We start from the raw sequence: 23,737 nt of genomic DNA, 5'->3' as shown, positions 1-23,737 counted from the left end.
CCTGGGTCATCCCCCCGTGGAAATCCCCCGTTCACGCCATGGAAGTATCGCGGGCGGCGGGCGAAGGCCGACAGGACCGGAATTGACCATGGGGCGTGGGTATGTTGACCCACGCCGTCACCCGGGGCCCAGTCCGTGCCGCTTCGCGTACTCGACGGCCTCGGCCCGGTTCTGCAGGCCGACCTTGGTGTAGGCGTGGTTGAGGTGCGTCTTCACGGTCGCCTCGCTGACACTGAGCCTGCGCGCGATCTCGGCGTTGGTCAAGCCCGCGGCGACCAGCCGCAGCACATCGGCCTCGCGGGCGGTCAGCTCGCCGCGATGATCTCGCCCGATCGGGCGGCGCGGCGCCGGGCCGCCGCCGGCCACCACGGCCCGCAGCGCGCGGATCACGGTGTCGCGGTCGGCCGTCGGCGGCAGCCAGCCGGCCGCGCCGGCCTGCAACGCCGGCAGCACCTGCTCGTTGGTCGCGGGCAGCACCGCGATCACGATGACCGCGGTCGCCGGGTGCTCGGCGCGGACCGCACGGGTCAGCTCGACCGCGTCGCCGCCGGGCAGGGACAGCCCCAGTAGCAGCACTTCCGGTCGGTGCCGGTCCAGTAGCGGAGGCACCTGGGCATGGTGCGTCGCCGTGCCGACCACGGCGACGCCGGGTAAGTGCCCGAGGGCGGTGTCCAGGCCGGATCTGACCGGGACGCGGTCATCGGCGACCACGACACGGACGATCGGGGTGTCCAAAGCCGTCATGGGCAAATGATGGTATGCCCACCCCGAATACGCCCGGATTTCGGTGTCGGTTCTAGTTCCGCAGCGCCGCCAGCACGAAATCGGCGATCTCGGCACCCAGTTGCTCGGGGGACTTGGGTCCGTCCGGCCGATACCAGGTCGGCAATTGGTTCACCACGCCCAGCGCGATCAGCACGGCCGTGTCGGCCGGCGTCACCGAGCTGAACTCGCCGGCCGCCTGCGCCTTGGCGATCACGTCCCGGAACGTGCGCTGGTAGCGGCGGCGGTCGGCCCGGAAGGCGGCCATCCGCTCCGAGTCCAGCTTGTGCATCTCCCGCACGAACACGGCCGTCTCGTCGATGCGCTCCGCGGTCGTCACGACCAGGTTGACCATGATCGCCCGCACGGTCTCGTGCCCGTCCCGGCCCTCGGCGATGATCCGGTCCAGCTCCGCGGTCTGCAGCCCGATCAGCGAGTGGTAGATCTCGTAGAGCAGGTCGTCCTTGGAGTCGAAGTAGTGGTAGAGCGCGCCCTTGGTCACCTCGGCGTAGGCCACCACCTCCTGCACCGTGGTGGCGTCGAAGCCCTTCTCCGCGAACAGCTTCACCGCCGCGCGCAGGATGCGGCCCTCCATCGGGGTCAGCTCGCCGCGCCCCTGCGAAGCCTTCGTCACCACTACCTCCCGCCGTGAGAAATCACTGCCGGCCCAGGGCCCTGACCACGTCGAACTGGTCCGCCCCGGTCGGCAACACCATGATCGCGGGCGTGTCCAGGCCCTGCTCGACGTACTCCTGCACGCGCTCGCGGCAGCGGTCAAGGCTGCCATGCACGACCAGGTCGTCGACCACGTGGTCCGGGATGGCCGCGTTGGCGCCCTTGCGGTCGCCGGCCGCCCACAGCCGGCGCATCTCGGCCAGGTCCTCGCCGCGGCCCAGCCAGTCGTGGAACGCCGCGTAGGCCGGCACGGTCAGGTAGCTGCTGATCAGCATCCGGCCGAAAGCCCTTGCCGCCGCAACATCTTCCGTCGGGCAGACGAAGACCCGGGCCACGAGTTCCTTGTCGGCGCCCAACTCCGCCCGCACCTTGGGCACGTCGGCCGGGGCCAGCCAGTTGGTGATCGCGCCGTCGGCCTCCTTGGCCGCCAGCCGCAGCATGCCGGGGCGCAGCGCCGCCAGCATCACCTGCGGGGCCTGCTCCGGCACCCGCTCCAGCTTGAACCGGCTGATCTGGAACGAGCCGAAGTCGCCGTCGACCTTCTCGCCGGCCAGCGCCTTCTGGAGGAACCGGAGCGTGTCGCGGACGTGCGCGAACGGCTCGGTGAACTCGCGGGCGTTCCAGCCCTGCACGATCACCGGCGAGCTCGACCCGATGCCCAGCGCGAACCGGCCCGGGGCCAGCTCGGCGATCGTCGCCGCCTGCATGGCCAGCAGGCCGGGGCCGCGGGTGTAGACCGGGGCGATGGCCGTGCCCAGGCGCAGCGACGGCGCCCACTCGGCGGCCAGCGCCAGCGGCGTGAACGCGTCCGTGCCGGCCGTCTCGGCCGACCAGACATCGGTGTAGCCCAGGTCCGGCAGCGACTTGACCAGGTCCCGCTGCTGCGGCAGCGGAATCCCGACCAGCGGCAGCGTGATGCCCCAACGACTCATGCTCACACCACCATCGGACGGATCGTCGCGCCGCCGTCGATGACCAGCGTCTGGCCGGTCATCCAGGACGAGTCGTCGCCGGCCAGGAAGACCGCCGCCTTCGCGATGTCCTCCGGCTCGCCGATGCGGCCGAGCGGCAGCGCCTTGTTCAGGTGCTCCTCGTTGTTCTCCCACAGGCCGCGGGCCAGGTGGGTGCGCACCACGCCGGGGGCGATCGCGTTCACCCGGGTGGTGGGGGCCAGCTCCATGGCGAACTGGCGGGTCAGGTGGATGACCGCCGCCTTGGTCGCGTTGTAGTAGCCGATGCCGATCTCCGGGGCCAGGCCGCCGATCGAGGCGATGTTGATGATCGAGCCGCCGGACGCGGACATCGCCGCCTTCCAGACCAGGCCGGTCCACAGCACGATCGACATCTGGTTGACCTGCACGGTCTTCTCCGCGCGCGGGATGTCCAGGTCGACCATGGGGCCGAAGTAGGGGTTCGTGCCGGCGTTGTTGACCAGGATCTCGATGCCGCCGAACTCCGCCACCGCGGCGTCCACACAGGCCTGGGCCTGCTCCTGGTCACCGACGTGAGCGGCCTTGGCCAGCACCTTGGCCCCCGGCTGGGCCGCCTTGAGCTCCTCGGCGACGTGGTCGAGGGCCTCCTGCTTGCGTGAGGAGAGCACCACGTTCGCACCCTGCGCGGCCAGCGCGAAGGCGATCGCCTTGCCGATGCCGCGGGACGCGCCGGTGATCAGCGCGGTCTTGCCGGTCAGACCTGACATCTTCGTCGCTCCTGTGGTCGGGTGGCCCCCACGCTACAATACCGACCAGTCGGTACGCAGGCACTACGAGGAGGTATTCGGCATGCAGGTGCGCGACAGCGTGGTCGTGGTGACCGGGGCCGGCCGGGGGATCGGGGCCGCGTTGGCCCGCCGGTTCGCCGCCGAGGGCGCCGCCGGCATCGTCGTCTCCGACATCGACGGCGCCGCCGCCTCGTCCGTCGCCGCTTCGCTGGACGTGCCGGCCGTCGGCGTCGCCGCCGACGTCACCGACTTCGACGCCGTGGCTTCCCTGGTGACCGCCGCCGAGCAGTTCGGCCCCGTCGACCTGTTCTGCTCCAACGCCGGCGTCGCCTTCGGCCGGGGCATGGACGCCTCACCCGCCGACTGGGCGACGAACCTCAACGTCAACCTGATGGCCCACGTGCACGCCGCCAACGCCGCCCTGCCGTCCATGCTTTCGCGCGGCCGGGGCTACTTCCTCAACACCGCCTCCGCCGCCGGGCTGCTCATGTCCCCCGGCGACGCCCCGTACTCCGTGTCCAAGCACGCCGCCGTCGCCTTCGCCGAGTGGCTCTCCGCCACCTACGGTGACCAGGGCATCGGCGTCAGCGTCCTGTGCCCCATGGGCGTACGGACCGACATGCTCATGCCGGGCATCGAGCAGGGCGAGACCGCCGCCCTCGCCGTCGCCGCCTTCGGCGACATCCTCGAGCCTGCCGACGTCGCCGGCATCGTCGTCGAGGGCCTCGCCGCCGAGAAGTTCCACATCCTGCCCCACCCCGAGGTGGCCAAGTTCGTGCAGCGCAAGGCCGACGACGTCGACCGCTGGCTATCCGGCATGCGCCGCGCCGTCGCCCAGCTGCCACACTGATCCGTGCTCACGGACCACCAGCGGGAACTGCGCGACCGCTTCCTGGCCGCGCCGGTGCAACCGGCTCCGCCGCCCTGGCAACCGCTTGCCAGCCACCCCGTCGGCGGCCTGTTGGGCATCGGCTTCGCCGTTCATCCGGACGACGGCCGGGATCTGGTCATGGTCGTCTCCAGTGCCGGCCATGGCCTGTTCGACGCCGTGACCGGCGAGAAGATCGCTCGCGACCGGGATCCCGACCCCGAGACCGAGACCGACCTGACCGGGCTCGGGCCCCTCGCCGGCACTCTCGTCTCCATCGCCGGCCTCTTCGGCGGCGGCCTGCACCGGACAACGCCTGACGGCTGGTGCCTGGATGTCGTCGCTCCCGAGTGGCCCCACGAGCGCGTTCTACTGTCAGCCGACGGCGGCCACTGCGCCGGGCCGCCCGGTCAGACCTGGTGGCACATCTTTCACGCCGACCACTCCGAGCTGCGCGCCGCCGGCTTCTCCCCATCCGGCCGCACCCTCGCCGTCGCCACGTCCAGCGACCTCACCCTCTGGTGCCAGCCGGCTGCCACATGAGCTTCCTACTTGCCGCCCAAATGCAAGCAGGAAGCTCATGTGGCAGGTCGCCCAGGTGAACGTAACGCAGGCCGGTCCTCGCCAGACTGATGTGCTGTGTCCACTCCGCCCCGGCCGTCCAGCGCCGTCGCCGCAATCGTGTCGATCTGCGCCATGGTCATCGCCGGCTGCATAGTGATCATCACTGTTGTCCTTGTTCGTGACCACACCGCACCCGCCACGCCGGCCCCCTTGATCGGCAGGACGCCGTCGCCGATCAAGATCTTCGACGAAGGCAAGATGGAGATCGGTATCTCAGATGTCCTGAACAACGACTACAAACTCAAGGCCTATGACGTGCACTGCCCCTCGAACCAACCGGTGCATCTGGGCCTCGCCTTCACCTGCCAGGTGACCGTGGACGGCGCGCACAAGAGTGTTCTGATCACCGTGAAATCGGACGATGGCCACTACGAGGTCGGCCAGCCACAGTGAGACGTTGGTTCGCCACACGCGCTTCCTATGTGGCGTCAGACGCCACATAGGAAGCGCAGGTGGCAGAAACGTCAGCCGAGGGAGCGCTTCAAGAAGTCGACCTGGAGCAGCAGGAGGTTCTCGGCTACCTGCTCCTGGGGGGTCATGTGGGTGACGCCGGACAGGGGCAGCACGGTGTGCGGACGGCCGGCGGCCAACAGGGCGGAGCTGAGGCGCAGGGTGTGGGCGGCGACGACGTTGTCGTCGGCCAGGCCGTGGATGATCATCAGGTCCTGGCTGAGCTTGGGGGCGTCGTCGATGAGGGAATTGGCGTCGTACACCTCGGGCCGCTCCAAGGGGTTGCCCAGGTAGCGCTCGGTGTAGTGGGTGTCGTAGAGCCGCCAATCGGTGACGGGAGCGCCGGCGATGCCGGCCCGGAAGACGTCGGGGCGGCGCAGGACCGCCAACGCCGAGAGGTAGCCGCCGTAAGACCAACCCCGGATGGCGACGCGAGAAAGGTCCAAGAAGGGGAACTGGGCGGCGGCGGCGTGCAAGGCGTCGACCTGGTCGTCGAGGGTGGCGCCGGCGAAGTCGAGGTGGATGGCCCGCTCCCACCCGGGACCACGGCCGGGAGTGCCCCGGCCGTCCACGACGAGCACGGCGAAGCCCTGGTCGGCGAGCCACTGCGAAGCGGTGAAAGCGTTCCGCGTCTGAACGACACGCTGCGCATGCGGCCCGCCGTACGGGTCGAGCAGCACGGGCAGCGGCCCGTCGGCGTAACCGGTGGGTAGCAGCAGGGCGCCGCGAAGGCCGCGCTCCCCCAGCTCCAACATCTGAACGTTGGGCGTGATGGACGGTGTGGCGGCGAGCGACTTCACCGAGCCAACGCGGTCGGAACCACGGAAGATCTCGGTGACGGTGCCGAAGAAGCCAAGACCGGTGCTGAGCCGCACGGTGACCTCGCCGCCCCGCACGACGGCATGCACGCCGTCGGCAACGGACAACCGTTCGACGCCGTCCTTGCGGACCCGATAGGTGTGGATCTGCGTGGGGTCGCCCTCGGACGCCCGGACCAGTACGTCTTCATTCGTCACTGAAGTCACGGAGCGTACTTGCAAGCCGACGGGAGTCAGCACGTCATCGCCCACGACGAGGCGCCAAGCACCGTCCACGGCGGCGATCCGGACCAGGCGGCCGTCGCGGGTCCACGCCGGCACGCCGGGCATGATGTCGACCCACTGAGGGTCGCTCTCCTCGTGCAGCACGGCCGTCGAACCGGTGTCCGGGTCCACGGTGAGAATCCGCTGCGTCCGCTGGTCACGCGACTGCACGAGCAGCAGCGGCGCGCCGCCGGCCGACCAGTGCGCGGTGGCCAGGTACGGGAACGCGGCCCGGTCCCACTGCACGTCGACCCGCGAGCCGTCGAGGCCGAGCACGGCCAGGCTGACGTCGGCGTTGTCGGTGCCGGCGGCCGGGTAGGCGATCTCGGCCGGCACCGTGCCGGGGTTGGCCGGGTCGGCGATGTGCCAGCGCTGCACGGGCGAGTTGTCCACGCGAGCGGCCAGCAACCGCTCGCCGTCCGGCGCCCACCAGTAGCCCCGGAACCGGTCCATCTCCTCGGCGGCGATGAACTCGGCGACGCCCCACGTCACCTCGTCGCCGTCGGGCTCGGCCAGCGCCCGGTCACCGGTGCCGTCCACGCCGACGACCCGCAGCTCGCCGGCCACCACGGCGTACGCGACGTGGCGGCCGGTGGGGTCGGGCCGGGGATCGATCACCGGCCCGGGCGTGGCCAGCTCGGCCGTGGTGCCGGCGGCCAGGTCGGTCACGTGCACCTTGCCGGACAGCGCGAACGCCGCCACGGTCAGCGCCGAGTCGGTGGCGTAGCCGACGACACCGGCGGCCGACTCGCGGCTGCGCTCACGGCGGGCCCGCTCCTCGGGCGACAGCTCCTCGCTGTCGGAGAAGGGGTCGAACAGCGGGGCCTCCTGCCCCGTCTCGACGTCCAGGCTCCACAGGCCGGTGCGACGGTCGGTGCCCGACGCGGAGCGGAGGAACAGCACCCGGGATCCGTCCGGTGCGACGGTGAACGCCCTGGGCACACCCAACGAGAAGCGCTGGGTGCGGGCTTGCTGGCGGGGAAAGGACAGTTCAGCAGTCACGAGCGATGACCCTATCCGGCCCGCCCCTGGTCACGCCGCCGCGATATCGGCGTACCCCCGCAGCAGCCCCGCCCAGCCGTTCTCGGTGTCGACGCCGCGGGCCACGGCCTCCCAGTTGCCGCCGTGCCGCTCGAAGTGCCGGTGCTCCAGTTCGACCCGCGTCACGTCCGGGCCTTCGGCGATGAACCGCACCTCGACCTCGCTGGCCTTGGCCGGATCGGGGTCGTAGGCCCATTCGCCGTTGAGGTGCCAGCTGAGCACCACACGGTTGGGCGGGTCGTAGACCAGCACGGTGCCCCAGTCGCATTCACTGCCGTCCACGCCGCGCTCGTACCAGCGGCCGCCGTCGCGCTGCTCCATGATCGCCTCGGCCATGTCGGCCTTGCCGATGTGGTGCGATGACGGCCACCAGGTGGCGAACCCGGCGGTGAAGACCTTGAACGCGTGCGGTTGACCGGCCTTGACGGTGACTGTCTTGACCACGCTCATGACGGCTCCTCAGGTGTGTTCTCGACGGCCGCCGCGAAGGCGGCCAGTGCTCGGTCCCACACCACGTCCAGGTAGGCCCGCAGGGCCGCGACCCCGCTCGGGTCGACCCGGTAGACGCGCCTGGTGCCGACCGCGTCGTCGACCACCAGCCCCGCCTCCTTGAGCACCTTGAGGTGTTGGGACACGGCCGGCCGGCTGATCGGCAGCTCGCGGGCGAGCTCGCCGACCGCCTTCGGCCCGGCGGCGACCAGCTCGAACACGGCCCGGCGCATCGGATCCCCGAGCGCGCCGAGCCCGTCGGTTCGGTAAGTCGCCACGAACCGTAAGCTACGACTTACCGAAGCGTGCCGTCAAGCCCCGAACGCGGTGAACGGACCATTCCCAAACTCCGAGTAGAGGAATGGTCCGTTCCAAACGTGAAGGGACCCTTTCTGACGTTGGACGTCAGGAAGGGGCCCTTCCAAGCGTTGCTCAGTCGTGCGGGTTGGAGATGGTGATGTCGAAGCCGCCGGCGATGGTGATAGACGGGGCCAGGCTGGTGTGGCCGGTGTCCCACAGCTTCTGCAGGGCCTGGGCCCGGCCGACCGCGTCGGGCCAGTCGTTCTGCCGGCCCGGGGTGCACGGGTTCTTCATGTGCTTGATGCGGATCGTGTTGTACTGCTTGAAGAACGCCGCCTCGCTGACGCCGGTCGCCGGCGTGCCGCCGAGCGCCTTGGTCGTCTCCTTGACGATGTTCGGCATGCCGTCGCAGTCGGTGCTGGCCGGGCCCATCATCAGCGCGGTGTCGAACAGGTTCTCCACGCCGAGGTTGGTCTTGACGCCGATCTGGCCGGCCATGGTCAGCGCCGGGGTCAGGTAGTCGTCGTGCCCGACCTTGAGCTGGGTCTGCACGAAGACCGGGTCCTTGGCCGCGGTCTTCCAGTCGGACGAGAACTTCGAGCCCAGCGGCGCGGTGCTGTCGTCCTGGTCGTCGGCCAGCTTCTGCAACGTGGCGGTGTACTTCTTCAGCACGTTGTCGGGGTTGGCCACGTTGTACTTCTTGACCAGGTCGAGCATGTCGCCGGTCTCGGTGCAGAAGCCGATCCAGCCCGCGGTCCAGCCGCAGCCGTCGTTGTCGTTCTCGATGTTCGAGTACTGCGGCGCGTTCTTGGACTGCTCGAACACGGCGGTGATGTCGTCCATCATGTAGATCGTCTTCTGGTCGAGCCTCGGTGCCGACGCCGCCGACGCCGAGCCGGCGGTGGACAGCGCGACACCGGCGGTCGCCGCGACGGCGACCGCGAGCAGCGGGGCAAGGTACCGCTTCACATCAACCTCCGGGAGTGCAGGGGCGGCGGCGGTTGGTGGTGACGTTGTTCAGTTAGGAAACTTTCTTTCCGGTAGTGGAGGGGACCATAGAGCTACGCGGCGCACCCGGTCAACGGGTACGCCGCGCAGGGGCGAAAAAGTTGGCGGTCCGTCAGGAGTTCTGAGGGAAGCCCAGGTTGATGCCGCCGTGCGACGGGTCGAGCCAGCGGCTGGTGACGACCTTGGACCGGGTGTAGAAGTGCACGCCCTCGGGACCATAGGCGTGCGAGTCGCCGAACAGCGATTGCTTCCAGCCGCCGAACGAGTAGTAGGCCACCGGCACCGGGATCGGCACGTTGACGCCGACCATGCCCACCTCGACCTCGTGCTGGAACCGCCGCGCGGCCCCGCCGTCGTTGGTGAAGATGGCGACGCCGTTGCCGTACGGGTTGGCGTTGACCACGTCCACGGCATCGTCGTACGAGGGCCGCCGCAGCACCGACAGCACCGGGCCGAAGATCTCGTCCCGATAGATCGTCATGTCCGGCTCGACGTTGTCGAACAGCGTCGGCCCGAGCCAGAAGCCGGCCGAGTCGCCGTCGATCGTGTGCTGACGGCCGTCGACGACGAGCCGGGCGCCCTCGCTCAGGCCGGCGTCCACATAGGACGTGACCTTGTCCCGGTGGGCGCCGGTGACCAGCGGACCCATCTCGCTGTCGGGCTTGCGCCCGTCACCGACCGACAACCCCGGAAGTCGCTCGGCGATCTTGGCGACCAGCTCGTCACCGATCGGATCCACTGCCACCACAACGGAAACGGCCATGCAGCGCTCGCCGGCCGAGCCGAAGCCCGCGTTCACGGCGGCGTCGGCGGCCAGGTCGAGGTCGGCGTCCGGCAGCACCACCATGTGGTTCTTGGCCCCGCCCAACGCCTGCACGCGCTTGCCGGCGGCGGTGCCGGTCTCGTAGACGTAGCGGGCGATCGGCGTGGAGCCGACGAACGAGATCGCCTTGACGTCACGGTGTTCCAGCAGCCGGTCGACGGCGACCTTGTCGCCGTGCACCACGTTGAGCACGCCGGCCGGCAGCCCGGCCCGCGCCCACAGCTCGGCGATGAACACCGCCGCCGACGGATCCTTCTCGCTCGGCTTGAGCACAACCGTGTTGCCGCAGGCGATCGCGTTGGGCACGAACCACAGCGGCACCATGGCCGGGAAGTTGAACGGCGAGATCACGCCGACCACGCCGAGCGACTGCTGGATGGAGTACACGTCCACGCGCGTCGAGGCGTTCTCGCTGAACCCGCCCTTGAGCAGCTGCGGGATGCCGCACGCGTACTCGACGTTCTCGATGGCCCGCTGCACCTCGCCGGCGGCGTCGGACAGCACCTTGCCGTGCTCGGCGGTGATCAGCGCGGCCAGCTCGGTCTTGTTGGCCACCAACAGTTCCCGGAACTTGAACAGCACCGTCGACCGCGCGGCCAGCGAGACCTCGCGCCAGCTCTGCCACGCCCTCGAGGCCGCCGCAACGGCCTCGTCGACCACGTCGACCGACGCGAAGTCCACAGTGGACGCCACGGAACCCGTTGCCGGGTCGTAGACGTCGCCGCGCCGCTCGGCCGTGCCGGTCCACGGCTTGCCGTCGATCCAGTGCGTGGTCATCGGGTGAGCTCCTCGTTGGTCGCCCAGGAATTCGTCTCAGCGATCGACTCGGCCAGGATCTCCAGCGCCTCATCGGCTTCCGGCTCGGTCAGCGTCATCGGCGGCGCCAGCCGCAGCACGTTGCCGTTCAGGCCGCCCTTGCCGATCAGCAGGCCGCGCTTGCGGGTCTCCTCCATCATCTTCACGGCCGCCCGCGCGCTCGGCGTGTCACCGCCCGGCTCGACCAGCTCGACGCCGATCATCAGGCCCTTGCCGCGCACGTCGCCGATCACCGGATTCTCGTCGCCGATGTGGCGCAGGCCGTTCATCAGCTTGTTGCCCAGCTTCAGGGCGTTGGCCTGAAGGTCGTGCTCCAGCACGTAGTCCAGGGTCGCGTTGGCCGCCGCGGTGGAGATCGGGTTGCCGCCGAAGGTGGAGATCGAGTTGGCCGACAGGCTGTCCATCACGTCGCCGCGGGCGATCACGCCGCCGATGGCGAAGCCGTTGCCGAGGCCCTTGGCGAAGGTCATCAGGTCCGGCACGACCTCGTGCGCCTGGATGCCCCAGAAGTGCTCGCCGGTGCGGCCCCAGCCGGTCTGCACCTCGTCGGAGATCAGCAGGATGCCGGTCTCGTCGAGAACTTCCTTGAACGCCTTGAACAATCCGTCGGGCGGGGTGGTGAAGCCGCCGACGCCCTGGATCGGCTCGGCGATCATGCAGGCCACGTCGCCCGCGGTGGCCGTGTTCAGCACCTCGCGGAGGTCGGCAACACAGGCCTTGATGTAGTCGGCGTCGCTGAAGTCCTTGAACGGCCCGCGATTCCGGTTGCCGCCGTGCACGTAGCTGACGTTGACCGGGCTCAGCGAGGACGCCGACCAGCCGCGGTTGCCGGTGACGGCGATCGTGCCGAAGCCACGGCCGTGGTAGGAGTTGCGCAGGGCCAGCACCTGGTTGCTGCGGCGGTACTGGGTGGCCAGCATCATCGCCGTCTCGTTGGCCTCGGTGCCCGAGTTGGTGAAGAACACCTTGGCGTCCGGGATGCCGGACAGCTTGGCGATCTTCTCGGCCAGCTCGATCTGCTGCCGGATCAGGTACAGCGTGGAGGTGTGCACGATGCCGCCGTCGAGCTGCGCCCGCACGGCGTCGGAGATCTCGGCGATGTCGTAGCCGACCGCGTTGGTCAGGATGCCGGCGAAGAAGTCCAGGTACTCGACGCCTTCGGCGTCGGTGACCCGGCGGCCCTGCCCGCGCACGATCTCGATCGGCTCGTCGTAGTACAACGCGAGCCAGTCCGGCAGCACTGCCTTGTGCCTGGCCAGCAGTTCCGCGTGCGTCGACATCTGCTTCCTCCCGACGGTGGACCGGACCCGCAAGCGAGTGTGGGCCTCGGCGGGTCGTCGCGGTAATGGACAACCTGTAGCGGGTTACCGGCCCTAGACTGACACTGTGTCCAAGCTGGCCAAGAGCTCGGTGTTCCCGTCCGTGTCGGACGTGCTGACCATGCCGCTGATCCGGCGCGGCCGGCCCCGGCTGGCCGCCGGCTCGGCCGGGCTGGACGGCCGGGTGCGCTGGGTGCACGTGGCCGAGGTGGCCGACATCGGGCCGCTGCTGCGTGGCGGCGAGCTGGTGCTGACCACCGGCATCGCGCTGCGTGACGACCCGGCCGAGCTCACCGCCTACATCGACGGCCTGGCCGACGCCGGGGCCAGCGGTGTGGTGTTCGAGCTGGTCCGACGCTGGACCGACGCGCTGCCGGCGGCGCTGCTGGAGGCGGCCGAGCGGCGATCACTGCCCGTGATCACGCTGGCCCAGGAGGTCCGGTTCGTGGCCATCACCGAGGCGGTGGTGGCGATGATCGTGGACGCCCAGCTGGCCGAGCTGCGGGCGGCCGAGCAGGTGCACGAGACCTTCACGGCGCTGACGGTGTCCGGGGCCGAGCCGTCCGAGGTGCTGCGCGAGGTGGCGCGGATGACCGGCGCGCCGGTGGTGCTGGAGACCCTCGGTCACGACGTGCTGGCCTACGACCCGGCCGGCGGCGAGGTGGCCGAGCTGCTGGCCGGCTGGGCCGAGCGGTCACGCGCGGTCACCGTGGCCGAGCGCACCGCCTACCACCCGGGCGCCGGCTGGCTCGTGACGATCGTCGGCGCCCGTGGCAACGACTGGGGCCGGTTGGTGCTGGTCAGCCCGGACGAGCCGGTGCACCGGCTGGTCGTGGTGGCCGAGCGGGCCGCGTCCGCGCTGGCCGTGAACCGGCTCGTCGCGCGGGACCGGGAGAGCCTGGAGCGGCACACCCATCGCACGCTGTTGACCGAGCTGCTGGCCACCGGCGCGCCGCCGGTCGATCTCGCCACGCGGGCCGGCGCGCTCGGGGTTCCGTTGGAGGGACGGCAACTCATCGGCATGGCCATCCGCCCCGAGACCACGCCGTCGGCCACCCAGGAGGCCTTGCGCGACCTGGCCGAGGCCACCGCCTCCGCCGCCCGTCGGACCAAGATCCCGGCACTGGTCGGCGGCGTCGACGACATTTCCGTACGGGCCCTGATCTCGCTGCCACCCCAGTCCAATGTGGACGCTTCACTGCGGCGACTTGCTTCCCAGATCAGGAGTTCTCCCACGGCGATCCCCGTGGTCGTCGGCGTCGGCACCACCGTGCGCTCCATCCCCGACGGCCGTCGCAGCATGATCGAGGCCGCCCACGTGGCCAACGCCGCCCTGCGCTCCCCCGGTGCCCGCAGCTACCACCGCCTCGACGACGTTCGCCTGCGCGGTCTGCTGCACCTGCTCCGTGAGGACGAGCGCCTGTCCGCCTTCGCCGCACGGGAACTCGGGCCGCTGCTCGCCCGCGACACCGCCCAGGGCAGCCGTCTCGTCGACCTGCTCCGCGTCTTCTGCGAGCACGGCGGCAACAAGTCCGCCGCGGCCGCCGCCGCGCACATGTCCCGCACCGCCTACTACCAGCAGCTGTCCCGCATCGAGACCGTTCTCGGTGTCTCCCTTGAGGATCCCGAGTCCATGCTGTCCCTCTACGTCGCCCTGCTGGCCATGGACCTCTCCACCTGACCCCCGCGCACACATTCGAATGTCACATGCGCGTCATACTTGCCTCCCAGAGGCACATCCGGACCGCATGTGCCAAGACAGAGGCTCACGGGCGGTGGGCGGCCAGGCGGGTCTCGCTGACGGTGGTGGCGAAACGGTCGGTGCGGGCGTCGGTCCACACCGCGGCCACGGAACGGAGCCAGTTCAGCTCGGACTCGCCGTCGGTGCCGCCTTCGCGGACGAGGTCGAGCGGGTCGGTCGCCATGGGCACACCGGCGGCGTGCACGGCGATGGCGACCTTGAGCCAGCAAGCGGTGGTGATCGGCGTCATCAGGTCCGGCGGCACGTCGGAGACGAAGACCTCGATCTGGGCGAGGTCGGCCGGCTGCACCCAGTCGTTCATGATCAGCATGCCGTCCCGGATCTCGACCAGGCGGCGGTGCAGGCGGAGTTGACTGTTCTGCGGTAAAAGCGCGTCGACGAGGCGGGCGCGCGGCGGGTACAGGGCGATGTGCGGCACGGCCGTGACGAGGGATTTCCACAGCGGGTACAGGGCATTGGCGTTGCGCCAGGCCGACCAGCCCAGCACCAGCGGCACGAAGGCGGCGATCGAGCAGCCCAGCGAGACGCCGATGGTGTGCGGGGACGAGACGTACGTGCCGAACGCGACGGCCGATTCGACGCCGCCGAACACCGCCACGAAACGGCTGCCGATGAACACGGTGAAGCCGACCGAGCCGATGATCAGCAGCAGCACCGGCGTGCGGACCAGCCAAGACCGGACCCGGCCGAAGGCTTTGATCAGCAACACCAGCGTGGCCACCGTGGCAATGCCTTGGTACACAAGGTAGACGACCCAGTACAGATCCAGAATGGACAGTGTGCCGGGCACCGGGAAGAAGTGCGGCCGGGCCTGGCCGCCGCCGGCCGTGAAGACCACATAGGACGTGATCATCACGAATACCGTTATGCCGCAGGAGATCCAGCGCAGCCACGGGGAGATCCACACTTCGGCCGCGCGGGCGGCGAAGGTCAGCAGCGTGGCCGCGACTCCGACGGCCATGACGCTGGAGACGAGGTACTGGAAGTTCGCGTCGCCGGTGATGCCGCGAATGAAGGCGTTGGTGTCCTTCTGCAGCATGGTGATGCCCAGCGCCAACATCAGCAGCGCGAACCACAGCGGCCGCTGGTTGCGTGAGCGCAGCGCCGTGACCCGCACGATCACCACGATCCAGCACACGTAGAGCAGGACCGTCTGAATCAGGTCAGTCACCGTCGTTGATCCCCAGAATCGTGCCGAGCCGGCTGTCCGCGTCGTCGAGCGCGCGGGCGTGCCGTCGGGCCACCCGCTCCAGGATCAGGCTGGCCACCAGCTCGGCGTCCTGCTCCTGGCCGGTCGTGTAGCTGGTACGGGCCAGCACCTGGCGCACCAGCCCGGTGTCGACCTCGCCCGCGCGCAGGGCGTCGGTCAGCGCCGACGGCAGGTCCTCCGTCACGTGATCGCACAGCATGTGGCCGATCTCGTGCAGGATGATGTGCTCCTGGTGGAACCGGCTGGTCCGGTGCTCGACGAAGACGTGGTCGGCCACGTCGGTGGCGATCCACATGCCGCAGGCGTTGAGCCCGGCCGACGGCGGCACGTTGAGCGGGTGCACGTGCAGCGGGCGGCCGCGTTGGGCCGAGATCACCCGGCACAGGGCGTCAACGGAGAACGGGCCGGCCGTCGCGTACCGGGCGGCGATGGCCCGCAGCCGACGCTGTCTTCTCACGGGGTCCGCCTCATCGGTCGGCACCGGCGGGCAGCGGTGGAACCGTGCCCGCACAGCGGAGTCAGTCATCGGCGTCGTCGAGCTTCTCGAGCTGCCGGGCCCGCTCCACCAGCTCGAGGATGGCCCGTTGGCTCTGCTCCGACAGCCCTTCGGCGCGCAGCGCGATCATCCGCACACCGTGTTGGCGCAGGCAGGCCGCCAGCTCCATGTCCTCGCTGGTCACCTCGTGGTCGAAGAAGTAGGCCGGCGGGCGGCCGAAGAACTTGGCCAGGGCTTGCAGCCGGTCCCCGGTCGGGTTGCCGCGTTGCCCGGTGCGCAGCATCCACAGGTAGCCCGTCGAGATCGACAGCCCCGTGTCCCGCCTGATCTCCCGGGCGATCGCCGCATTGCCCGGCGGCTTCGGCAGGTGCCGCCAGCGCTCGCCGATCAGGGCGTTGATCTTCTCGGCAACGGACTCGGCCATGCCAATCCCCCAGGCCTTTCCCCCAGCTGCTCCCCACAGTTCACTGTTCACGGTATTGAACACGGAATGCGCATGTCAAGAAACGCAGCGTGTTGACACCGGGCACCCCGGCTGCGAGGCTGACTGAGACGTCCACCGGAATGAACAACGGTGAGCCCGAGGGGTGTTCACCACGGCGGACGTCGCACTGGGGCGATTGTCCGGCGGCAGGACGCGACCAGGGGGCGCGTCCTGCCTCACAGGACTGCCCCCAGGTAGGCCAGGGCGTTGGGCAGGACTCGGCGCCAGTAGCCGTCCGTATGCTCGCCATGATCGAAGGCCGCCATCTGGGCGTGCGGGGCGAGATCCCGTGCCGCGTCGTAGAACGGGTCCTCCTCGCCGCACCACACGCCGAAATGGGGCGGCAAGGGATGGCGCAAAGGCTCGAAAGAGGCCCACTGCGCCTCATCGGCGAACGCCCCGACGGTGCGGGCGTCGTCCCATGATCGGAACAGCGCCGGACTGAGCACGGCAGCCGGGATGCCGGCCTGGCGGGCGTAGACGAGCCCGCCGAAGCCGCCCATGGAAATGCCGAGGACGGCTCGGGGCTCCGAGAGGCCGGCCGACCGCAGCCATCCGGGCAACTCTTCGCGCAACATCTTCTGCGGATCATCGGCCGGCGACCGCGGTACCCAGTAGGAGTCTCCGCCGTCGACCGCCACCACCGTGAACCGGGCCTTGGCGGCCGCCAGGAACCGCGGCAGCCCGAGGTTGATCATGCCCCGGGCGTTGTTGCCCCGGCCGTGCAGGACCACGCACACCTCGTATCCGGCGACGGCGTTCATCGTGACGACATCGACCGCACATCCCCGTGCAACAGACTGATGCTGCGTCACGGAGACCGTGACCGGCTTCACGTCCGGCACCACCCCGTCCGGCCCGGTCCACCCGAGCAGCCGACGCACCCGGGTGCGCTCCACCACTGCCGCGGCGGCCGCCGCCGCCGTCCCCACCCCGCCGCCGATGAGCAGCGCCCGTCGCGAAATCACGATCAAGAGACGCCCGAACGGGCAGTACGGTTCCGAACTGAACACTGTGTGCGCGGTGGCGGCCAACCATGGACAGTGTGACACTGCCCTTTCCCGCAGCCGCCGCCCACGATACTGACTTCTTGCTCAGGTGACGTCAGGAGCAGCCATGGCCCACTCCCCGGTCCCGGTCACCCAGTCCGACGGACGTGTCGAGCTCGCGGACGACACCGCCGTCGCCGCAAGCAGGTTCCACAATGCCGAGCTGGCCCCGGTGCCGCTGGGCAAGCGCACCTGGACCACGTACAACTTCTTCGCGCTGTGGATGGGCATGGCCCACAACATCCCCAGCTACACCCTGGCCGCCTCGCTGATCGCGCTGGGCATGGACTGGGTGCAGGCCTTCCTGACGATCACCCTCGGCAACCTGATCGTGCTGGTGCCGATGCTGCTCAACAGCCACGCCGGCACCAAGTACGGCATCCCGTTCCCGGTGTTCGCCCGCGCCTTCTACGGCGTGCGCGGAGCCAACCTGCCGGCGCTGCTGCGGGCGTTCATCGCCTGCGGCTGGTTCGGCATCCAGACCTGGGTCGGCGGCGAGGCGCTGTACGTGATCGTCGGCAAGCTGTTCGGCGGCGGCTGGACCAATGCGGCGGCGATCGGCGGCCAGCCGTGGACGCTGTGGCTGTCCTTCGCGGCGTTCTGGGTCGTGCAGATGCTGATCATCTGGCGCGGCATGGACGCCATCCGGCGGTTCGAGAACTGGACCGCGCCGCTGGTCTCGGTCGGCTTCCTCATCCTGCTGGTGTACGTGCTGGTCAAGGCGGGCGGCTTCGGCCCGATCCTGTCCGAGCCGTCCAAGCTGGGCTGGGGCTCGGGCTTCTGGGCGGTGTTCGCGCCCTCGCTGATGGCGATGATCGCCTTCTGGTCGACGCTGTCGCTGAACATGCCGGACTTCACCCGCTTCGGCGGCAGCCAGCGCAAGCAGTTCTGGGGCCAGATCCTTGGCCTGCCCACCACCATGTCGTTCATCGCCATCGTAGCCATCCTGACCACCTCCGGCGCGGTGTCCCTGTACGGCGAGGCGATCTGGGACCCGGCGCAGCTGGCGGCGCACTTCGACAGCCCGGCGCTGGTGATCGTGGCGCTGGTCGCGCTGGTGCTGGCCACCGTGTCGGCCAACCTCGCGGCCAACGTGGTGTCCCCGTCCTACGACTTCTCCAACGCGGTGCCCAAGCGCATCACCTTCGCCACCGGCGGCCTGATCACCGGCATCCTCGGCGTGCTGATCCAGCCGTGGCGGCTGATCTCCGACCCGCACATCTACATCTTCACCTGGCTCGGCTTCTACGGCGGCGTGCTGGCCGCGGTGGCCGGCGTGCTGATCGCCGGCTACTGGCTGGTCGACAAGACCACGCTGTCGCTGCCGGATCTCTATCTGGAGAACGGGAAGTACTGGTTCACCGGCGGCTGGAACTGGCGGGCGCTGGTGGCCACCGTGGTCGGCGCGGTCATCGCGGTCGGCGGCGCCTACTCCGCGCCCGGCACCGGGCCGTTCCCGGCCGACGGCATGATCCCGTTCCTCAAGCCCCTCTACGACTACAGCTGGGTGGCCGGTCTGGTCGCCGCCTTCGTGCTGTACCTGGTGCTGGCGCCGAGAACATCGGCCGCGCCGGCAGTCACCGTTGCCACGACTGACTGAAGGAGACAGAACGTGTCACAGATCGTCCGGGCCGGTCTCGTCCAGCAACGCTGGACCGGGGACAAGGAATCGATGATCGCCAACGCGGTGGCCGCCATCTCGACCGCGGCCTCGCAGGGCGCGCAGGTCATCTGCCTCCAGGAGTTGTTCTACGGCCCCTACTTCTGCCAGGTGCAGGACGCCGACTACTACTCCTACACCGAGCAGATCCCGGACGGGCCGACCACCCAGCTGCTGTGCGAGGTGGCCAAGCAGCACGGGGTCGTGCTGATCGCGCCCATGTACGAGCAGGAGCAGCCCGGCGTCTACTACAACACCGCGGCGGTGATCGACGCCGACGGCAAGTACCTGGGCAAGCACCGCAAGAACCACATCCCGCAGGTCAAGGGCTTCTGGGAGAAGTTCTACTTCCGGCCCGGCAACATGGGCTACCCGGTCTTCGACACCGCGGTCGGCCGGATCGGCGTCTACATCTGCTACGAGCGGCACTTCCCGGAGGGCTGGCGGGCGCTGGGCCTGGCCGGCGCGAAGATCGTGTTCAACCCGTCGGCCACCAGCCGCGGCCTGTCCGAGTACCTGTGGCGGCTTGAGCAGCCGGCCGCCGCGGTGGCCAACGAGTACTTCGTCGGCACGATCAACCGGGTCGGCGTGGAACCGTTGGGCGACAACGACTTCTACGGCCAGACCTACTTCGCCGACCCGCGCGGGCAGCTGATCGGCGAGGCCGCGTCGGACACCGAGGAGGAGATCGTCGTCCGCGACCTGGACATGGGGCTGCTGGCCGAGGTCCGCGACCTGTGGGCGTTCTACCGCGACCGCCGCCCGGACAGCTACGAATCGCTGGTGAAGCCGTGAGCATTCTGATCAAGGGCGGCACCGTGCTCAGCTCGACCGGCTCGGTGGCGGCCGATGTCGTGGTCGACGGCGAGCGGGTCACCGCCGTGGTCGCGCCGGATTCCTGGCCCGGCAACGCCGACACGGTGATCGACGCGACCGGCAAGTACGTGCTGCCCGGCGGCATCGACGGGCACACGCACATGGAGATGCCGTTCGGCGGGACCTTTTCGGCTGACACCTTCGAGACCGGCACGACCGCGGCCGCCTGGGGCGGCACCACCACCATCGTGGACTTCGCCGTGCAGGCCAAGGGAACCTCGCTTCTGTCCACTTTGGACAAGTGGCACGAGAAGGCCGGCGGCAACTGCGCGATCGACTACGGCTTCCACATGATCGTGTCGGACGTCAACGACGGCACCCTCAAGGAGATGGACGCCTGCGTGGACGCGGGCGTGAACACGTTCAAGATGTTCATGGCCTATCCCGGCGTGTTCTACTCCACCGACGGCGAGATTCTCCTTGCCATGCAACGGGCCCGGGCCAACGGCGGCACCATCATGATGCACGCCGAGAACGGCATCGCCATCGACCAGCTGGTGGCGCAGGCGATCGCCGCCGGGCGGACCGATCCCGTGCAGCACGGGCTGACCCGGCCGCCGGAGCTGGAGGGCGAGGCCACCCATCGGGCCATCCAGCTGGCCAAGGTGACCGGCGCGCCGCTCTACATCGTGCACCTTTCGGCGGCGCAGGCGCTGGAAGCCGTTGCCGTCGCCCGGAACGACGGCCAGAACGTCTTCGCCGAGACGTGCCCGCAGTATCTGTTCCTGTCCATCGAGGACCTGGCCCGACCGGATTTCGAGGGCGCCAAGTTCGTCGCTTCCCCGCCGCTGCGGGAGAAGTCGCACCAGGGCGCGTTGTGGCAGGGGCTGCGGACCAACGACCTGTCCGTGGTGTCGACCGACCACTGCCCGTTCTGCTTCGTGGAGCAGAAGGAGCTGGGACGCGGCGACTTCTCCAAGATTCCCAACGGGATGCCCGGCGTCGAGCACCGGATGGACCTGATCTACCAGGGCGTGGTCGGCGGCGAGCTGACCTTGCAGCGCTGGGTCGAGGTCACCTCCACCACGCCGGCCCGGATGTTCGGCCTCTATCCGCGCAAGGGTGTCATCGCACCGGGTTCGGACGCCGACATCGTGGTGTACGACCCGAAGGCCACCCAGACCCTGTCCGCCAGCACGCACCACATGAACGTGGACTATTCGGCGTACGAGGGATTGGAGATCACCGGCCGTGTCGACACCGTGCTGTCGCGGGGCCGGGTTGTCCTCGACCGTGACGGCTGGCACGGCGCCAAGGGGCACGGCCGCTTCCTGTCCCGCGAACTGAACCAGTACCTGAACTGAGAGGCCCGGCAATGGACTTCGGCGTTGTGCTCCAGACCGATCCGCCGGCCCGCGCCGTCGTCGAGATGATGAAGGCGGCGGAGGACGGCGGCTTCCGCTACGGCTGGACGTTCGACTCGGTCGTGCTGTGGCAGGAGCCTTTTGTCATCTACTCCCAGATCCTGGCCGCGACCTCCGCGCTCGTCGTCGGCCCCATGGTCACCAACCCCAGCACTCGCGACTGGTCGGTGACGGCGTCGCTGTTCGCCACCCTCAACGACATGTTCGGCAACCGCACCGTCTGCGGCATCGGACGCGGCGACTCCGCCCGGCGGGTCATCGGCCAGAAACCCGCTTCCCTGGCCACGTTGAGCGAGGCCATGCACGTGATCAAGGATCTCGCCGAGGGGCGCGAGGTGCAGCACCATGGCGTTCCCGTGCGGATTCCGTGGGTTCGTGACGGCAAGCTCGAGATGTGGATGGCGGCCTATGGTCCGCGCGCGTTGAAGATGGTCGGCGAGCAGGCCGACGGTTTCATCCTCCAGACCGCCGATCCCGACATCGCCCGCTGGACCATCGGTTCCGTCCGCGAGGCCGCCTCCGCCGCCGGGCGCGACCCGGCCGCGGTGAAGATCTGCGTTGCCGCCCCGGCCTACGTGGGCTCCGACCTTGCGCACCAACGGGATCAGCTCCGCTGGTTCGGCGGCATGGTCGGCAACCACGTCGCCGACCTCGTCGCCCGCTACGGCGAGGGTGGCGGTGTGCCCAAGGCCCTCACCGACTACATCAAGGGCCGTGAGGGCTACGACTACGCGCACCACGGCAAGGCCGGCAACCCCTCCACCGATTTCGTGCCCGACTCCATTGTGGACCGCTTCTGCCTCGTCGGTCCCGAGTCGGCGCACGTGGAACGGTTGCAGGAGCTCAAATCCCTCGGCGTCGACCAGTTCTCGCTGTACCTGATGCACGACGACCGCGACAAAACCCTTGCGGCGTACGGCAGTTCGGTGATCCCCGCCGTCTGATCCGCAATGACGGGTGGCCGCCACGGCGGCCACCCGTCAGCTCACGGCAAGAATCGCCTTGGCGATCTCGTTGGGATGGGTGAGCATGCCCTCGTGCGTGCCGGGCACCGCGACCGGCGTGCGACCGAGGCGTTCGGCGAACACCCCACCCGGGTACGGCAGCGCCTGATCGTCGTCGCCGAGCAGGTAGTGCAGCGGGACGCCGAGCGTCCTCACGTCCACTCCCTCGGCCGGGTCCTGGAAGTAGCCGCCGGGCATCGGCGTGAGCAGATCGGCGGTCAGCCGCTGCACTTCGGGCGCCTCGCCCTGCATGAAGATGCCCTCGACGAACTGGAGCGTGGGCTCGATCGCCCCGTTCGGCGAGGCAGCGATCAGGCTGCGCAGCAGGGCGGCGGATTCGGCCGGGTTGTCGTCGATCATGGACCGGCCCACCACCGGGGCATGCGCGCCGTAGTAGACGATGCCGGCCAGCCGACCGGTCAGGCGGGCCGCCGCGCCGTTGATCGGGTAGCCGGCCCAGCTGTGGCCGACCAGCACCACGTCCGTCAGTCCGCGGTCCAGCACCGTTTCGACGATGTGGTCGGCGGCGTCGGACAGGCGGTGGCCGCTCGGGTCGTCCCCGTCGCCGAGGCCGGGCAGCGTCACCGTGACCGCTTGGTGCCCGGCCGCCCGCAGCCGCTGCGCGACCGGCGCCCAGGCCCAGCCCCCGTGCCAGGCCCCTGGGATCAACACGTACGCCACCATGCCCGTTTACTCCCTTTAAGTCCCTTTCGGACGCAGCGTCCGACAGCTTGGACCCTAACATCGCGCCGACCGATCACGGCTCCGTTGAGCACCGACGTCCGCCCTACGATGTCCGTATGACCGTCGACCAGGCCGCCGCCGACCGGGCCGCCGCGATCGAGTCGGCCGTGCTCGCCGCCACCGAGCGGTTGTTGGCCGGGGGCGTGTCTTTCGCCGCGCTCTCCACCCAGCGGGTCGCCGCCGAGGCCGGCGTCGCCCGCTCCACGCTTTACCTGTACTTCAAGGAGAAGAACGCTCTCCTTGCGCCGCTCACCGCCGCCCTCAAGGACGGCTCTTTCGACCTCATGCAGCGTTGGACCCCCGCCCAGCCCGACGCCCTCGACCGCCTCACCGAGGCCCTGCTCGGCGTCATCCGCCACTACCGCCGCCAGGCCCACATCCTCCGCGCCGTGCTGGAGGTCGCCGGCCACGACGCCAAGATCGGCCAGCTCTGGGAGGACCGCCTCATCCCGTTCCAGCGTCTTTCCCAGCACTGGATCGAGCAGGCCCAGGCCGCCGGCGAGACCGCCCCCGACATCGACCCCGCCACCGCCAGCCAGGTCATCGTCTACGGCGGTCTTCGGGTCATCACCCAGCAGGCCCTCGCCGGCCACCCCGACCAGGACCCGACCGTCGCTCGCGAACTCGCCGCCAACCAGTGGTACGGCGCCTACCGCCGCCCGGCCTGAGCGCGTGTCGATGAACGCGACCCAGGCCCTCAGCATCGGCATCATCGTCGACAGCACCGCGTCCGGCGGGCCGTCTCACAGGGCCGCCAGGCACCTCACCCGCCAGGTAATGCTCGCCGCCAGCGGCGTCAGCTCTCCGCTCAATGTCAACGTCGTGTTCCAGCTACCCGGGGATTGGATCGCCCCCGACTTCGTCGGCGTACGGACCGGACGCTTCAACGCTTCCCGATCACTGCTCATGATCCAGGCCGCCGTGCCGCCCGAAGCGGCCGACAACCCGGATTCGGCGCTGCTGACCTTGCTCGCGATGGCCGTCGATTCCGCCGAGGCCTACGCCCGCCGGAAGAAGATCGCACCGGACCTTCCCGACCTGCACGCACTCGTCGACCGACTCGGCAGTCCGGCCGCGCCAAGCAACTGACAATCGCGGATCACGGATTCAA

25 protein-coding genes are annotated in these 23,737 nt (G+C 69.6%); 10 read left to right on the top strand and 15 right to left on the bottom strand.

Translation table 11 applies throughout. The annotated features are described in order from the left end of the window. Positions 1 to 117 precede the first annotated feature (117 nt). The 4 genes from M3Q35_RS46960 to M3Q35_RS46945 are packed head-to-tail and all read right to left on the bottom strand — an operon-like array spanning position 118 to position 3,136. Positions 118 to 744: a response regulator transcription factor gene (locus M3Q35_RS46960; RefSeq protein ID WP_273939116.1), complete on the bottom strand. Its 627-nt coding sequence runs from the start codon at positions 742 to 744 to the stop codon at positions 118 to 120. A 52-nt stretch (positions 745 to 796) separates the two neighbouring features. After that, entirely contained in the window at positions 797 to 1,396 is a 600-nt protein-coding gene (locus M3Q35_RS46955) for a TetR/AcrR family transcriptional regulator (RefSeq protein ID WP_273939115.1), read from the bottom strand. 22 nt (positions 1,397 to 1,418) lie between these two features. Beyond that, positions 1,419 to 2,369, bottom strand: a complete 951-nt coding sequence (locus M3Q35_RS46950; RefSeq protein WP_273939113.1) for an LLM class F420-dependent oxidoreductase — start codon at positions 2,367 to 2,369, stop codon at positions 1,419 to 1,421. A gap of 2 nt (positions 2,370 to 2,371) precedes the next feature. Further along, positions 2,372 to 3,136, bottom strand: coding sequence for an SDR family oxidoreductase (locus M3Q35_RS46945; protein ID WP_273939112.1), 765 nt, complete (start codon positions 3,134 to 3,136; stop codon positions 2,372 to 2,374). Between the two features lie 82 nt (positions 3,137 to 3,218). On the opposite strand from M3Q35_RS46945, the gene M3Q35_RS46940 reads away from it, so the two are divergent. From M3Q35_RS46940 to M3Q35_RS46930, 3 genes are all read left to right on the top strand, one after another. Beyond that, complete coding sequence (locus M3Q35_RS46940; RefSeq protein ID WP_273939111.1) at positions 3,219 to 4,007, top strand: SDR family oxidoreductase; 789 nt, start codon at positions 3,219 to 3,221, stop codon at positions 4,005 to 4,007. 3 nt (positions 4,008 to 4,010) lie between these two features. After that, complete coding sequence (locus M3Q35_RS46935; RefSeq protein ID WP_273939110.1) at positions 4,011 to 4,568, top strand: hypothetical protein; 558 nt, start codon at positions 4,011 to 4,013, stop codon at positions 4,566 to 4,568. A gap of 96 nt (positions 4,569 to 4,664) precedes the next feature. Next, positions 4,665 to 5,042 (top strand): DUF4333 domain-containing protein, encoded by a 378-nt coding sequence (locus M3Q35_RS46930; protein ID WP_273939108.1) that lies wholly within the window; start codon positions 4,665 to 4,667, stop codon positions 5,040 to 5,042. A 71-nt stretch (positions 5,043 to 5,113) separates the two neighbouring features. Here M3Q35_RS46930 and M3Q35_RS46925 read toward each other — a convergent pair whose 3' ends face one another. From M3Q35_RS46925 to M3Q35_RS46900, 6 genes are all read right to left on the bottom strand, one after another. Then, complete coding sequence (locus M3Q35_RS46925; protein WP_273939107.1) at positions 5,114 to 7,183, bottom strand: S9 family peptidase; 2,070 nt, start codon at positions 7,181 to 7,183, stop codon at positions 5,114 to 5,116. A 30-nt stretch (positions 7,184 to 7,213) separates the two neighbouring features. Next, a complete protein-coding gene (locus tag M3Q35_RS46920) occupies positions 7,214 to 7,672 on the bottom strand; it encodes an SRPBCC family protein (protein WP_273939106.1) in 459 nt (152 codons plus the stop codon). Continuing rightward, positions 7,669 to 7,989 carry an ArsR/SmtB family transcription factor gene (locus M3Q35_RS46915; RefSeq protein WP_273939105.1) on the bottom strand — a complete coding sequence of 107 codons (321 nt, stop codon included), beginning with the start codon at positions 7,987 to 7,989 and terminating at the stop codon, positions 7,669 to 7,671. Before M3Q35_RS46915 ends, M3Q35_RS46920 begins: the two co-directional genes overlap by 4 nt. A 154-nt stretch (positions 7,990 to 8,143) precedes the next feature. After that, positions 8,144 to 8,980, bottom strand: a complete 837-nt coding sequence (locus M3Q35_RS46910; protein ID WP_273939104.1) for a chitosanase — start codon at positions 8,978 to 8,980, stop codon at positions 8,144 to 8,146. Positions 8,981 to 9,131: 151 nt separating this feature from the next. Then, positions 9,132 to 10,619 carry a CoA-acylating methylmalonate-semialdehyde dehydrogenase gene (locus M3Q35_RS46905; protein WP_273939103.1) on the bottom strand — a complete coding sequence of 496 codons (1,488 nt, stop codon included), beginning with the start codon at positions 10,617 to 10,619 and terminating at the stop codon, positions 9,132 to 9,134. Further along, the gene (locus M3Q35_RS46900; RefSeq protein WP_273939102.1) at positions 10,616 to 11,938 is read right to left on the bottom strand and encodes an aspartate aminotransferase family protein; all 1,323 of its coding nucleotides are present in this window, start codon (positions 11,936 to 11,938) and stop codon (positions 10,616 to 10,618) included. The genes M3Q35_RS46905 and M3Q35_RS46900 overlap by 4 nt, the downstream gene beginning before the upstream one ends. A gap of 130 nt (positions 11,939 to 12,068) precedes the next feature. On the opposite strand from M3Q35_RS46900, the gene M3Q35_RS46895 reads away from it, so the two are divergent. Further along, entirely contained in the window at positions 12,069 to 13,658 is a 1,590-nt protein-coding gene (locus M3Q35_RS46895) for a PucR family transcriptional regulator (protein WP_273944732.1), read from the top strand. Between the two features lie 85 nt (positions 13,659 to 13,743). Here M3Q35_RS46895 and M3Q35_RS46890 read toward each other — a convergent pair whose 3' ends face one another. The 4 genes from M3Q35_RS46890 to M3Q35_RS46875 form a co-directional block, all read right to left on the bottom strand. Further along, entirely contained in the window at positions 13,744 to 14,910 is a 1,167-nt protein-coding gene (locus M3Q35_RS46890; protein WP_273939101.1) for an MAB_1171c family putative transporter, read from the bottom strand. Next, positions 14,903 to 15,406 (bottom strand): hypothetical protein, encoded by a 504-nt coding sequence (locus tag M3Q35_RS46885; RefSeq protein WP_273939100.1) that lies wholly within the window; start codon positions 15,404 to 15,406, stop codon positions 14,903 to 14,905. The genes M3Q35_RS46890 and M3Q35_RS46885 overlap by 8 nt, the downstream gene beginning before the upstream one ends. Before the next feature lie 61 nt (positions 15,407 to 15,467). Beyond that, the gene (locus M3Q35_RS46880) at positions 15,468 to 15,869 is read right to left on the bottom strand and encodes an XRE family transcriptional regulator (protein WP_273939099.1); all 402 of its coding nucleotides are present in this window, start codon (positions 15,867 to 15,869) and stop codon (positions 15,468 to 15,470) included. A 236-nt stretch (positions 15,870 to 16,105) separates the two neighbouring features. Beyond that, positions 16,106 to 16,897, bottom strand: coding sequence for an alpha/beta hydrolase (locus M3Q35_RS46875; RefSeq protein ID WP_273939098.1), 792 nt, complete (start codon positions 16,895 to 16,897; stop codon positions 16,106 to 16,108). A 148-nt stretch (positions 16,898 to 17,045) separates the two neighbouring features. Here M3Q35_RS46875 and M3Q35_RS46870 point away from each other — a divergent pair, with 148 nt between their 5' ends. The 4 genes from M3Q35_RS46870 to M3Q35_RS46855 are packed head-to-tail and all read left to right on the top strand — an operon-like array spanning position 17,046 to position 21,822. Next, the gene (locus M3Q35_RS46870) at positions 17,046 to 18,578 is read left to right on the top strand and encodes an NCS1 family nucleobase:cation symporter-1 (RefSeq protein WP_273939097.1); all 1,533 of its coding nucleotides are present in this window, start codon (positions 17,046 to 17,048) and stop codon (positions 18,576 to 18,578) included. A 12-nt stretch (positions 18,579 to 18,590) separates the two neighbouring features. After that, positions 18,591 to 19,433: a nitrilase-related carbon-nitrogen hydrolase gene (locus M3Q35_RS46865; RefSeq protein ID WP_273939096.1), complete on the top strand. Its 843-nt coding sequence runs from the start codon at positions 18,591 to 18,593 to the stop codon at positions 19,431 to 19,433. Further along, positions 19,430 to 20,818 (top strand): dihydropyrimidinase, encoded by a 1,389-nt coding sequence (gene hydA, locus M3Q35_RS46860; protein ID WP_273939095.1) that lies wholly within the window; start codon positions 19,430 to 19,432, stop codon positions 20,816 to 20,818. The genes M3Q35_RS46865 and hydA overlap by 4 nt, the downstream gene beginning before the upstream one ends. 11 nt (positions 20,819 to 20,829) lie before the next feature. After that, entirely contained in the window at positions 20,830 to 21,822 is a 993-nt protein-coding gene (locus M3Q35_RS46855) for a TIGR03842 family LLM class F420-dependent oxidoreductase (RefSeq protein WP_273939094.1), read from the top strand. Positions 21,823 to 21,858: 36 nt separating this feature from the next. Here M3Q35_RS46855 and M3Q35_RS46850 read toward each other — a convergent pair whose 3' ends face one another. Next, a complete protein-coding gene (locus M3Q35_RS46850) occupies positions 21,859 to 22,554 on the bottom strand; it encodes an alpha/beta fold hydrolase (protein ID WP_273939093.1) in 696 nt (231 codons plus the stop codon). A 128-nt stretch (positions 22,555 to 22,682) separates the two neighbouring features. On the opposite strand from M3Q35_RS46850, the gene M3Q35_RS46845 reads away from it, so the two are divergent. Both M3Q35_RS46845 and M3Q35_RS46840 read left to right on the top strand, forming a co-directional pair. Beyond that, a complete protein-coding gene (locus tag M3Q35_RS46845) occupies positions 22,683 to 23,294 on the top strand; it encodes a TetR/AcrR family transcriptional regulator (RefSeq protein WP_273939092.1) in 612 nt (203 codons plus the stop codon). Positions 23,295 to 23,298: 4 nt separating this feature from the next. Continuing rightward, entirely contained in the window at positions 23,299 to 23,715 is a 417-nt protein-coding gene (locus M3Q35_RS46840; protein ID WP_273939091.1) for a hypothetical protein, read from the top strand. Positions 23,716 to 23,737: the final 22 nt, after the last annotated feature.

The organism is Kutzneria chonburiensis (genome assembly GCF_028622115.1).
In the GTDB taxonomy this organism is placed as follows: Bacteria; Actinomycetota; Actinomycetes; order Mycobacteriales; family Pseudonocardiaceae; genus Kutzneria; species Kutzneria chonburiensis.
This window is presented reverse-complemented; position numbering and strand designations above follow the sequence as displayed.